This is a genomic window from Pseudomonas sp. BP8, assembly GCF_017875955.1.
Taxonomy (GTDB): Bacteria; Pseudomonadota; Gammaproteobacteria; order Pseudomonadales; family Pseudomonadaceae; genus Aquipseudomonas.
Genome location: NZ_JAGINK010000001.1, coordinates 1,643,374 through 1,655,678, shown reverse-complemented (window position 1 = coordinate 1,655,678; position 12,305 = coordinate 1,643,374). Strand labels below are relative to the sequence as shown.

Below are 12,305 nucleotides of genomic sequence, written 5' to 3'. Positions count from 1 at the left end.
TTGCCTCGCCTGTACGGGCCACTTCGCGGGGCAAGCCCGCTCCTACAGGAGGGGGGTGCCCCGCGAAGTGGCCCGCACAGGCGACACCTACCTGACTAGCGGCGTACCGGACGCTTCTGCAACTTGCGCTGCAACGTGCGCCGGTGCATGCCCAGTGCCCGCGCGGTCGCGGAGATATTGCCTTCATGCTCGCCGAGCACGCGCTGGATATGCTCCCACTGCAGGCGGTCCACCGACATCGGGTTTTCCGGCACCAGCGAATCCAGGTCGGCATGCTCGGACAACAACGCCGCCAGCACATCATCGGCATCGGCCGGCTTGCACAGGTAGTTGCAGGCACCGCGCTTGATCGCCTCGACCGCGGTGGCGATGCTCGAGTAACCGGTGAGGATCACCACGCGCATCTCCGGGTCCATCTCCAGCAGCTTGGGCAGCAGCACCAGGCCGGAGTCGCCCTCCATCTTGAGGTCCAGCGCGGCGTAGTCCGGCAGGTCGTTCTGGGCCAGGATCAAGCCTTCTTCGGCCGACGAGGCAGTGCTCACGCGAAAGCCGCGACGGCTCATGGCACGGGACATGACCCGGGTGAAAGTGGCGTCGTCGTCCACCAGCAACAAATGCGGCAGCTCTTCGCCTTCGACCTGAATTTCATCGCTCATTGTTCATCTCCTCGCTTGCCATGGGGCAGGCGCAGCTCGGTCAGCGTGCCGCCCTGCTCATGACTATAGAGTTTCACCGAGCCGCCCGCACGCGTGACGCTGGCTTTGCTCAGGAACAGGCCCAGGCCGAAGCCCTTGCCCTTGGTGGTAAAGAAAGGTTTGCCGATGGCCTCGGCGATGGCCGGTGGGATACCCGGGCCATGGTCGCGGATACTGATGATGATGTCCTGGGCGTCCCAGTCCAGGCGTACTTCCAGATCATCCGGGCAGGCATCGGCAGCATTGTTCAACAGGTTTAGCAGGGCCTGGGTGAGGTCCGGCGGCGGCGACAGCTGAGGCACCTGGCCATCGCGCAGGCGCTGGAAGCGATAGCTGGCCTCCGGGCGCATCAAATGCCAGCGGTTGAGCGCTTCGTCCAGCCAGGCGGTGACGTCCTGTTCGACGATCGCCATGCGCCGGTTGGCTTCGGCGGCGCGCACCAGTTGCTGCAAGGTCTGTTTGCACAGTTTGACCTGGTCCTGAAGGATTGCCAGGTCTTCCTGCAGTTGTGCGTCGTGGTGATCCTGGCGCATCTCGTTGAGCAGCACGCTCATGGTCGACAAGGGCGTACCCAGCTCGTGGGCGGCCCCTGCGGCCTGGGTCGCAACCGCCAGCAACTGCTCGTCGCGCAGGCTTTCTTCGCGCCGCTCGCCGCGCAGCTGCTCCTGACGGCGCAGCTCCTCGGCCATGCGTGCGGCAAAGAAGGTAATCACCGCTGCTGCCAGGGCGATACTCAGCCACATGCCATAGACCTGCATCTTGTCGCGGGCCAGCGGCAGTGTTTCGAGCGGGTAGAACTGCACCAGCAGCAAGCTATAGGCCGCCAGGGCGAGGCCCGAGAGCACCAGCGAATAGAGCCACGGCAAGGTCACCGCGGCAATCGCCAGCGGCACCAGGTAATACGACACGAACGGGTTGGTCGAGCCGCCCGAGTAATACAGCAAGGCACTGTGAATCAGCAGGTCGCAGGCCAGCTGGAAAGCGTACTCGAGCTCGGTGACCGGCAGCGACAAGCGCAAGCGCAGGGCGGTGAAGGCACACAGAAATGACGACAGCACCAGCGTCGCGACCAGCGACAACCAGGGCAGCGGTAGCAGTTCGGTCCAGTAGGCAACGCCCACCGAGCCTGCCTGGGCAGCCAGGACCAGGACGCGAATGACGGTCAGGCGCCAGAGGTTCTGGCGTGTAGCGGACAGCGGATGGGCGGCAGCGAGCATGAGCTCTCCTGATGAGTGCTCCAGGAAAATCGGCTGGAGTATACCGAAGCCGGGCCCCTCGCTGCAGCGATGCGGCAAAGCGCCACACTTTGTCACAGCTTGCTGATGGCAGGCGTGAACCCACTACACTGTTGCCGGTCTGATCGGCCATGCGTGGAAAGGATACAACGCCTCCGCGCCTCTATTTTGCCAAGGAGTCACACATGCAAATTCCTCGTCGCGGCACTGCCTTCATTCTCTCTTGCGGCTTGTTGGCCAGCCTGCCGGCGCTGGCTGCCGATGAGCCGCGCTACAACCAGGTCTCGCTGCGCGCCGAAGTCAGCAAGGAAGTGCCGCGCGATCTGATGGTCGTGACACTGTACAGCGAAGCCCAGAACAGCGATCCGGGCAAGCTCGCCAAGGACATCACCGAGACCATGAACAAGGCCGTGCAACAGGCCCGCCAGGTCAAGGAAGTGAAAATCAGCCAGGGCAGCCGCAACAGCTACCCGGTGTACGACGCCAAGGGCCAGAAGATCACCGGCTGGCGCGAGCGCGCCGAGTTGCGCCTGGAGAGCGCCGACTTCCCGGCCTTGTCCAAGCTTACCGGCGATCTGCTGCAGGATCTGAAGATGGGCGGCATGGACTTCTCGATCGCCCCCGCTACCCGCAAGACCAGCGAAGATGAGCTGCTCAAGGATGCGGTCAACGCGTTCAAGGCCCGCGCCCAGCTGGCGACCGAAGCACTGGGTGGCAAGGGCTACAAGGTGGTCAACCTGAACCTCAATAGCAGCGGCTACCCGCGCCCTTACCTGCGCAGCGCACCGATGGCGATGAAAGCCATGGGCGCGGCTGACGAAGCGGCGACGCCGGACATTGAAGCCGGCACCAGCGAGGTCAGCATGAATGCCGATGGGCTGATCGAAGTACAGATGCCTTAACGGCTAAACCTTTCGCACTGCTTGGGGCCGCTTTGCGGCCCCACTTACACACATTTCAGAACTTTCCTACGCGCCTATCAGGCGCATCTTGCTTGACACCCCACCTTGAAATATTCGGCAAAAAGCCATCATTTACCCCGCGCAAACGATCAACTTCGCCGAAACTTACATCGATGCGACATTGATGTACGCTCGTGCCACATTCTAGCCACTGGCTATCCTTGAGACTGTTGCATTGGCGATCCGCCCGGCATAAGTATCCAAGGGTCGGCTCACGAGGCCGCCTCACACCAAAATGACAACAATGAGGCCACCATGCTCAAACACGCAGTCATTCCGTTCCTGCTCGGCACAGGTTTGCTCGCCGGCACCCCGTCCGCCCTTGCCGCGAGCAATCTGGTGTTTTGCTCCGAAGGCAGCCCGGCGGGATTCGATCCCGGGCAGTACACGACCGGAACCGACTTCGATGCTTCGGCTGAGACCGTGTTCAACCGCCTGACCCAGTTCGAACGCGGCGGCACCACGGTGATCCCGGGCCTGGCGACAAAATGGGAGGTAGCCGAAGACGGCAAGACCTACACCTTCCACCTGCGCGAAGGGGTCAAGTTCCACAGCACCAGTTACTTCAAGCCGAGCCGTGAATTCAACGCCGACGACGTGCTGTTCACCTTCAACCGTATGCTCGACAAGAATCACCCCTTTCGTAAGGCCTACCCCACCGAGTTCCCCTACTTCACCGACATGGGCATGGACAGCAACATCGCTCAGGTCGAAAAGGTCGACGAGCACACTGTGCGTTTCAGCCTCAACCAGGTCGACGCCGCTTTTATCCAGAACCTGGCCATGAGCTTCGCCTCGATCCAGTCTGCCGAATACGCCGAACAGCTGCTCAAGCAAGGCAAGCCTGCCGATCTCAACCAGAAGCCGATCGGTACCGGCCCGTTTGTTTTTAGCAAGTACCAGAAAGACGCGCAGATCCGCTTCAAGGGCAACAAGGATTACTGGCAACCCGAGGACGTCAAGATCGACAACCTGATCTTCGCCATCACCACCGATGCGTCGGTGCGCATGCAGAAGCTCAAGAAGAACGAATGCCAGGTCACCCTGTTCCCGCGCCCGGCCGACATCAAGCCGCTCAGTGAAGACAGCAAGCTACAGATGCCCCATCAGGCCGGCTTCAACCTCGGCTACATCGCCTACAACGTGATGGATAAGCTCAAGGGCAGCACCACCCCTAACCCGCTGGCCCAGCTCAAGGTCCGCGAAGCGCTGGACATGGCGGTCAACAAGCAGCAGATCATCGAATCGGTCTACCAGGGCGCTGGCGAGCTCGCGTCCAATGCCATCCCGCCGACTCAGTGGTCCTACGACACCAGCATCAAGGACGCACCGTACGACCCAGAAAAAGCCAGGCAATTGCTCAAGGAAGCCGGCATCAAGGAAGGCACCGAGATCAGTCTCTGGGCCATGCCGGTGCAACGACCGTACAACCCCAATGCCAAGCTGATGGCCGAGATGCTTCAGGCCGACTGGGCCAAGGTCGGCATCAAGGCGAAAATCGTCAGCTATGAATGGGGCGAGTACATCAAGCGCTCCAAGGGCGGTGAGCAAGGCGCCATGCTGATCGGCTGGAGCGGTGACAACGGTGACCCGGATAACTGGCTGGGCACCCTGTACGGCTGCGATGCAGTCGACGGCAACAACTTCTCCAAGTGGTGCTACAAGCCCTACGACGACCTGATCAAGCAGGCCAAGGCCACCTCCGACCAAGCCAAGCGGGTTGAGCTGTACCAACAGGCTCAGCACATCCTCAAGCAGCAAGTGCCGATCACCCCGATCGCCCACTCCACCGTCTACCAGCCAATGAGCGCCAAGGTGAAGGACTTCAAGATCAGTCCGTTCGGCTTGAACTCCTTCTATGGCGTAAGCGTGGACAAATAGCGCCCGCGATACCCTCCGATAGCTCATCAGACGTTTCGTCGCGAGCTATCGGAAACTTCCCACAGCACTAAGCGAATTCACAACCTGCCGCCCTTTTTCTGACGCCAGTAAGGTCAGGAACGGGATTCTGTTGCCGAAATTTCGCCTTGACCACGAGGTAAAGGACTGTCGATTGAAACCCTGTAGGAGCGGGCTTGCCCCGCGAACACCGGCAACGCCGGTGCCATGCACCACGCAGGCCGGTCGGGCCTCTTCGCGGGGCAAGCCCGCTCCTACAGGGTATGTGCGCGGCAGCGCAGCTGCATGGTTTCTGCCCGGCGATCCCGTGGCAACCCCTGGCAACACCGCAACAAACGCCCCGCTCACGAGGCAGGACGATAACTAAAAAAGAAAGGGAGCTTCAATCTTGAGACTACTCCAGAAAACCACACTGGCCATTACCGTCGGCGCATTCTGCGCCCTGACCCAGGCCGAACCCGCGAGCCAGGAATTCTTCCCGCTCAACCTCAAATCCACCAGCGAGCAAGACCAGGCCACCGGCTTCTTCGACGGCCAAAGCCTGTCCGGCACCACCCGCAACTGGTACGCCCGCGAACGCGCAGCCCGCGGGGCCCTATGGAAGTACAGCAAAAGCGATGGCAGCCGCCAGCAAACCCACAGCCGCGAGAACTGGCTGCAGGGCAACATCCTCAACTACAGCTCGGGCTTCACCCAGGGCACCGTCGGCTTCGCCGCCGAGGTCGCCGCCTACAACGCTATCGCCCTGCTACGGGACCGAGCCAGCATTGCCGGGCCGAACAACCGCACCCTGACCCACAGCGATGGCGAGCCCCTCGACCAGTGGAGCAAGGCGGGCCTGGCCAACCTCAAGGCACGCATCTCCAACACCACCCTGACCGCCGGCCGCCAGTCACTGGATACGCCGATGATCGCCACCATCGGCAACCGCGCCCTGCCCTCGAGCTTTCAGGGCATCAGCCTGCACAGCGCCGAGTTCGACAATCTGTCGTTCGATGCGGGCAGTTTCGACCGGGTCTCGCCACGCACCGAACAAAGCCTGAGCAAGTTTCGCAGTGAGTACGGCGCCGCGGGGCTCGAAACCGACCGCGCCAGCACGGTCGGCATCAACTACCAGCCGTTCAAGAGCCTGACCACCAGCCTGTATGCGGCCAAGGTCGACGACTTCTGGAACCAGTACTACTTCGGCGCCAACCACGTGATCGGCGACAGCGCGGTGCTGAGCCTGAGCACCGGCCTGAACTACTACAAGACCGTCGACGAAGGCCGCAAGAAGCTGGGCGAGATCGACAATGACACCTACAGCCTGTCGTTCGGCCTGACCCATCAGGCGCACACCTTCAGCGCTGCCTGGCAACAGGTCATGGGCAATGAATACTTCGACTACCTGCACGAAACCAACGGCATCTTCCTGGCCAACTCGCTGCTGTCGGACTTCAACGGCCCCAACGAGAAATCCCTGCAGCTGTCGTACGTCCTGAACATGGCGCCCTATGGCATGCCGGGCCTCAAGTTCAACCTGTACAACGCCCGTGGCTGGGGCATCGACGGCACCCATTATCGCGGTAACGCCTACGACGTGCGCGGGATGGACGGCGAGACTCACTACGAGTGGGGTATCGGCACCAGCTACGCGGTGCAGAGCGGGGCACTGAAAGACACCAGCATTCGCGCCACCTACACCGCCCACCGGGCCAGCAAGGCGCAAGCCGACGGTAGCCTCGACGAGTTTCGCGTGGTAACTACCATTCCTTTCAACATCCTCTGACCGTTGCCGCCACGGCGCGCGTCAGATGTGCCGTGGCGGCTACGCTGAATACTTCATTGCAGGGAGGTTTCATGACATCTCTAGCGCTACGCACTGCCCTGGCCGCGGTCATCTTCAGCGCCGCCACAAGCCTGTCGGCCAAGCCGCTGGTGGTCTGCACAGAAGCCAGCCCGGAGGGCTTCGACATCGTCCAGTACACCACAGCGGTCACTGCCGATGCCGCCGCCGAAACCCTGTTCAATCGCCTGGTCGACTTCAAACCCCGCACCACCGAAATCCAGCCAGCGCTGGCCGAACGCTGGGAGACCAGCGCGGATGGCCTGACCTACACCTTCCACCTGCGCCGCGGGGTGAAGTTTCACCGTACTGGCTACTTCACCCCGAGCCGCGAGTTCGATGCCGATGACGTGCTGTGGAGCTTACGCCGCCAGCTCGACCCCAATCACCCGTGGCACGCCAAGACCAGCGTCGGTTACCCGTACTTCGAGAGCATGTCGTTCAGCACCCTCATCAAGTCAGTGGAAAAGACCGACCAGCACACCGTGGTGATTACCCTGACCCGCCCGGAAGCGCCGTTCCTGCGTGACCTGGCCATGGCCTTCACCTCGATCTACTCCGCCGAGTATGGCGATCAATTGCTCAAGGCCGGCAAGACCGCCGAGCTCAACAGCAAGCCGATCGGCACCGGGCCGTTCATCTTCCAGCGTTACAACAAGGATGCCCAGGTGCGTTTCAAGGCCAACCCGGACTACTTCCGTGGCGTGCCGCCCGCCGAAACGCTGGTGTTCGCCATCGCCAGTGATAACAACGTGCGCCTGCAGAAGCTGCGCGCCAACGAATGCCAGATCGCGCTGCACCCCAAGCCCGACGACGTGCCATCGATCAGGCAGGACCCCACGCTCAAGGTCGTCGGTATGGAAGCCTTGGTCACCGGCTACATCGCCATGAACACCGAGCGCCGGTACCTCAGCGACGTGCGCGTACGCAAGGCGATCAACATGGCCTTCGACCGCCAGACCCACGTCGACCAGTTGTTCGGCAAAGGCAACGCTCTAGTCGGGGTCAATCCGTACCCGCCGAGCTTGATCGGCTACAACACCGACAACCGGAATCCGCCGCGTGATCTCGACAAGGCCCGCGCCCTGCTCAAAGAGGCCGGCGTGCCCGAAGGCGCTGTACTGACCTTGTTCACCCGCAACGGTGGCGGCCCGACCAACCCCAATCCGCGCCTCTCGGCAGAAATGCTGCAGGCCGACCTCGCCAAGATCGGTATCAAGCTCGACATCCGCGTCATGGAATGGGCCGAGATGCTCCGTCGCGCGAAGAACGGCGAAGCTGACCTGGTTTCCACCGGCTGGGGCAGCGACAACGGCGACCCGGACAACTTCCTCGGCCCGCTGCTCAGTTGCGAAGCCGCGAGAAACGGTGAGAACTATGCGCGCTGGTGCAACCCTAAGTTTCAGGCGCTGATCACCCGAGCCCGTGAACTCGTCGACGAGGATCAACGCGCCAGCCTCTATTTCAAGGCCTTGGCGGTGTACGATGAAGACCAGCCCTGGATCAGCATGGCCCATCCGAAAATGTTCACGGCCATGCGTGAGAACGTGGAGGGTTACCACGTGAACCCTCTGACCAATAACAACTTCGCCACTACCCGGGTGAAGTAGCACAAAAACAATGACCGCCGGCAGCCTGCACGGGAGCCGGCGGCGCAATCCGGCAGGCGCCCGACTGGCGGCCTGACCGGCTGATGAGGTACACCCGACCATGTTGAGTTTTATCGCACGGCGCCTAGGCCTGCTGATCCCGACCTTTTTCGGTATCACCCTGCTGACCTTTGCGCTTATCCGGCTGATCCCCGGCGACCCGGTGGAAGTAATGATGGGTGAGCGCCGGGTCGATCCGGAAATGCATGCCCAGGCCATGGAGCGACTGGGCCTGAACAAGCCGCTGCCGGCGCAGTACCTGGACTACATCGGCAAGCTCGCCCAGGGCGACCTGGGCGAATCGCTGCGCACCCGCGAGAGTGTCTGGAACGAGTTCACCACGTTGTTCCCGGCAACCCTCGAGCTGGCCTTCGCCGCACTGCTGTTCGCTGGCATTGTCGGGCTGCTGGCCGGGGTGATCGCCGCGCTCAAGCGCGGCTCGCTGTTCGACCACGGGGTAATGGGTATTTCCCTTGCCGGCTACTCGATGCCGATCTTCTGGTGGGGGCTGATCCTGATCATGTTCTTCTCCGTGAGCCTGGGCTGGACGCCGGTATCCGGGCGCATCGACCTGCTCTACGACATTGAGCCGAAGACCGGTTTCATGCTCATCGACACCCTGCTCAGCGATGAACAAGGCGCCTTCAAGGATGCCGTCATGCACCTGATCCTGCCGGCCATTGTCCTCGGCACGATTCCCCTGGCAGTGATCGCCCGCATGACCCGCTCATCGATGCTCGAAGTGCTGCGCGAAGACTACATCCGCACCGCCCGCGCCAAGGGCCTGTCACCGGCCCGGGTGGTATTCGTGCACGGCTTGCGCAATGCGCTGATCCCAGTGCTGACGGTGTTCGGCCTGCAGGTTGGGGCGTTGCTCGCCGGCGCCGTGCTGACCGAGACCATCTTCTCCTGGCCGGGCATCGGCAAATGGCTGATCGAAGCCATCGGCGCCCGTGACTACCCCGTGGTTCAGAACGGCATCCTGTTGATTGCCTGCCTGGTCATCCTGGTCAACTTCGTCGTGGATATCCTCTACGGCCTGGCCAACCCACGCATCCGTCATCAGCGCTGAGGCCCCGTCATGACCCGTCCAATTGCAAACCCCGTGACCGCGCCCAGCCCGGTCGACCAGAGCCTGCTCTACCCCTCGCCGTATAAAGAATTCTGGCAGGCTTTCTCGCGTAACAAAGGCGCTGTGGCAGGCCTGGCGTTCATGTGCCTGGTGGTATTCAGCGCGCTGTTCGCACCCTGGGTCGCCCCGCACAACCCGAGCGAGCAATACCGTGATTTCCTGCTGACCCCGCCGGTGTGGCTTGAGGGCGGCAGCTGGCAGTTCATCCTCGGCACCGACGAGGTGGGCCGCGACCTGCTCTCGCGACTGATCCAGGGCGCCCGGCTGTCGCTGCTGATCGGCCTGTCGTCGGTGGTCATCTCGCTGATTCCGGGCATCTTCTGCGGCCTGCTCGCGGGCTTTTTCCCACGCATTCTCGGGCCGTCGATCATGCGCCTGATGGACGTCATGCTGGCCCTGCCGTCGCTGCTGCTGGCGGTGGCGATCGTCGCCATCCTCGGCCCTGGCCTGCTCAATACGGTGATCGCCATCGCCATCGTCTCGCTGCCCTCTTACGTGCGCCTGACCCGCGCTGCAGTGATGGGCGAGCTCAACCGCGACTACGTCACCGCCGCCCGCCTGGCCGGCGCCAGCCTGCCACGACTGATGTTCGTCACCGTGCTGCCCAATTGCATGGCACCGCTGATCGTCCAGGCCACGTTAAGCTTCTCTTCGGCGATCCTCGACGCCGCCGCACTGGGCTTTCTCGGCCTCGGCGTGCAACCACCGACGCCGGAGTGGGGCACCATGCTCGCCTCGGCCCGCGACTACATCGAACGCGCCTGGTGGGTGGTGAGCCTGCCCGGGCTGACCATCCTGCTGACGGTGCTGGCAATCAACCTGATGGGCGACGGGCTGCGCGATGCGCTCGACCCGAAACTGAAGAATGCCGTCTGAGGAGAACGCCATGTCACTGTTACAGATCCACAATCTGAATGTGCGCTTCGGCGACGTCGATGCGGTGCCGGTGGTCGATGGCCTGGACCTGACGGTGGACGCTGGCGAGATCGTCGCCATCGTCGGCGAGTCGGGCTCAGGCAAGTCGGTCACCATGATGGCCCTGATGGGCCTGATCGACGCCCCCGGACGGATCACTGCCGACGCGATGAGCTTCGCCGGCACCGACATGCTCACCCTCAGCGGGCGCCAGCGGCGCAAAGTGGTCGGCAAGGACATCGCGATGGTCTTCCAGGACCCGATGACCGCGCTCAACCCCAGCTATACCGTCGGCTTTCAAATCGAGGAAGTGCTGCGCCAGCACCTCGGCCTGAAGGGCAAGGCGGCTCGGCAACGGGCCCTCGAACTGCTCAAGAAAGTCGAGATTCCCGCTGCCGAAAGCCGTCTGGACGCCTACCCGCACCAGCTCTCCGGCGGCATGAGCCAGCGCGTGGCCATTGCCATGGCGATTGCCGGCGAACCGCGCCTGCTGATCGCCGATGAACCGACCACCGCCCTCGATGTGACCATCCAGGCGCAGATCATGGAACTGCTGGTCAACCTGCAAAAAGAACGCAACATGGCCCTGATCCTCATCACCCATGACCTGGCCGTGGTCGCCGAGACCGCCAAGCGGATGTGCGTGATGTACGCCGGCCAGGCCGTGGAAGTCGGCCAGGTGCCCGAGCTGTTCGACATCCCCGCCCACCCCTACAGCGAGGCCTTGCTCGCGGCCATCCCCGAGCACAGCATCGGCGCCGAGCGCCTGGCAACCCTGCCCGGTATCGTCCCCGGCCGCTACGACCGGCCGCAGGGCTGCCTGCTGTCGCCGCGCTGTCCCTATGTGCAGGACAACTGCCGTAACCAGCGACCGCTGCTCGCTGCCCAGGCGCATAGCCTGGCGCGCTGCTTCTACCCGCTGAACCAGGAGGTGGCGTGATGACTGCCGTACTGACTGCACGTGACCTGACCCGTCATTACCAGGTATCCCGCGGCCTGTTCAAAGGCAACGCCCTGGTACGCGCATTGAATGGCGTATCGTTCGAGCTGGAGGCCGGCAAGACGCTGGCTGTGGTCGGTGAATCCGGCTGCGGCAAGTCGACCTTGGCGCGCGCGCTGACCCTGATCGAAGAACCCACCGCCGGCTCACTGCAGATCGCCGGTACCGAAGTCACTGGCGCCAGCAAGGCTGAACGCAAGCAACTGCGCCGCGACGTGCAGATGGTTTTCCAGAGCCCGTACGCCTCGCTCAACCCACGGCAGAAGATCGGTGATCAATTGGCCGAGCCACTGTTGATCAACACCTCGCTGAGCAAGGCCGAGCGCCGCGAGCGGGTTCAGGCGATGATGCAGCAGGTCGGCCTGCGCCCGGAGCATTACCAGCGTTATCCACACATGTTTTCTGGTGGTCAGCGTCAGCGTATTGCCCTGGCCCGGGCAATGATGCTGCAGCCCAAGGTGCTGGTCGCGGACGAGCCGACCTCGGCGCTGGACGTGTCGATTCAGGCCCAGGTGCTGAACCTGTTCATGGACCTGCAGAAGGAGTTCAACACCGCCTACGTGTTCATCTCGCACAACCTCGCGGTGGTGCGCCATGTGGCGGATCAGGTGCTGGTGATGTACCTCGGTCGGCCGGCGGAGATGGGCCCGAAGCAGGATATCTACGACAAACCGTTGCACCCTTATACCCAGGCCTTGCTGTCAGCGACGCCGGCGATTCATCCCGATCCGTTGAAGCCGAAGATTCGCATCAGCGGAGAGTTGCCAAACCCGTTGAACCCGCCGGATGGCTGTGCGTTTCACAAACGCTGTCCGTATGCCACCGAGCGCTGTGGCAAGGAAGTGCCGGCGTTTCGCCAGGTGGGCTCACGCCAGGTGGCTTGTCATTATGCGGAGCAGTTTTTGTAGCTTTAACTGACGTTGGGGCCGCAAAGCGGCCCCAACAATGATCAGTGCATGAAGATCGCGATCAGGATGATGATCGGGATCGGTA

The 12,305-nt window shown here is 62.6% G+C and carries 10 protein-coding genes; 8 read left to right on the top strand and 2 right to left on the bottom strand.

What is annotated here, in order from left to right; translation table 11 throughout:
* Positions 1-95 precede the first annotated feature (95 nt).
* Together J3B00_RS07155 and J3B00_RS07150 are read right to left on the bottom strand one after the other, a co-directional pair.
* Positions 96-656, bottom strand: coding sequence for a response regulator transcription factor (locus J3B00_RS07155; RefSeq protein ID WP_119145556.1), 561 nt, complete (start codon positions 654-656; stop codon positions 96-98).
* Positions 653-1,912: an ATP-binding protein gene (locus J3B00_RS07150; RefSeq protein ID WP_209866044.1), complete on the bottom strand. Its 1,260-nt coding sequence runs from the start codon at positions 1,910-1,912 to the stop codon at positions 653-655. The genes J3B00_RS07155 and J3B00_RS07150 overlap by 4 nt, the downstream gene beginning before the upstream one ends.
* Before the next feature lie 203 nt (positions 1,913-2,115).
* On the opposite strand from J3B00_RS07150, the gene J3B00_RS07145 reads away from it, so the two are divergent.
* The 8 genes from J3B00_RS07145 to J3B00_RS07110 all read left to right on the top strand — a co-directional run bounded on the left by J3B00_RS07145 (position 2,116) and on the right by J3B00_RS07110 (position 12,220).
* Positions 2,116-2,832: an SIMPL domain-containing protein gene (locus J3B00_RS07145; protein WP_209866040.1), complete on the top strand. Its 717-nt coding sequence runs from the start codon at positions 2,116-2,118 to the stop codon at positions 2,830-2,832.
* A gap of 315 nt (positions 2,833-3,147) precedes the next feature.
* Positions 3,148-4,773: an ABC transporter substrate-binding protein gene (locus J3B00_RS07140; protein ID WP_209866037.1), complete on the top strand. Its 1,626-nt coding sequence runs from the start codon at positions 3,148-3,150 to the stop codon at positions 4,771-4,773.
* 406 nt (positions 4,774-5,179) lie between these two features.
* The gene (locus tag J3B00_RS07135; protein ID WP_209866034.1) at positions 5,180-6,559 is read left to right on the top strand and encodes an OprD family porin; all 1,380 of its coding nucleotides are present in this window, start codon (positions 5,180-5,182) and stop codon (positions 6,557-6,559) included.
* A gap of 71 nt (positions 6,560-6,630) precedes the next feature.
* Positions 6,631-8,226, top strand: coding sequence for an ABC transporter substrate-binding protein (locus J3B00_RS07130; RefSeq protein WP_209866031.1), 1,596 nt, complete (start codon positions 6,631-6,633; stop codon positions 8,224-8,226).
* A gap of 100 nt (positions 8,227-8,326) precedes the next feature.
* The gene (locus J3B00_RS07125; protein WP_209866028.1) at positions 8,327-9,337 is read left to right on the top strand and encodes an ABC transporter permease subunit; all 1,011 of its coding nucleotides are present in this window, start codon (positions 8,327-8,329) and stop codon (positions 9,335-9,337) included.
* 9 nt (positions 9,338-9,346) lie between these two features.
* Entirely contained in the window at positions 9,347-10,273 is a 927-nt protein-coding gene (locus J3B00_RS07120) for an ABC transporter permease subunit (RefSeq protein WP_209866025.1), read from the top strand.
* Positions 10,274-10,283: 10 nt separating this feature from the next.
* Positions 10,284-11,252 carry an ABC transporter ATP-binding protein gene (locus tag J3B00_RS07115; RefSeq protein WP_209866022.1) on the top strand — a complete coding sequence of 323 codons (969 nt, stop codon included), beginning with the start codon at positions 10,284-10,286 and terminating at the stop codon, positions 11,250-11,252.
* Positions 11,252-12,220, top strand: a complete 969-nt coding sequence (locus J3B00_RS07110; RefSeq protein ID WP_209866019.1) for a peptide ABC transporter ATP-binding protein — start codon at positions 11,252-11,254, stop codon at positions 12,218-12,220. The genes J3B00_RS07115 and J3B00_RS07110 overlap by 1 nt, the downstream gene beginning before the upstream one ends.
* Positions 12,221-12,305: the final 85 nt, after the last annotated feature.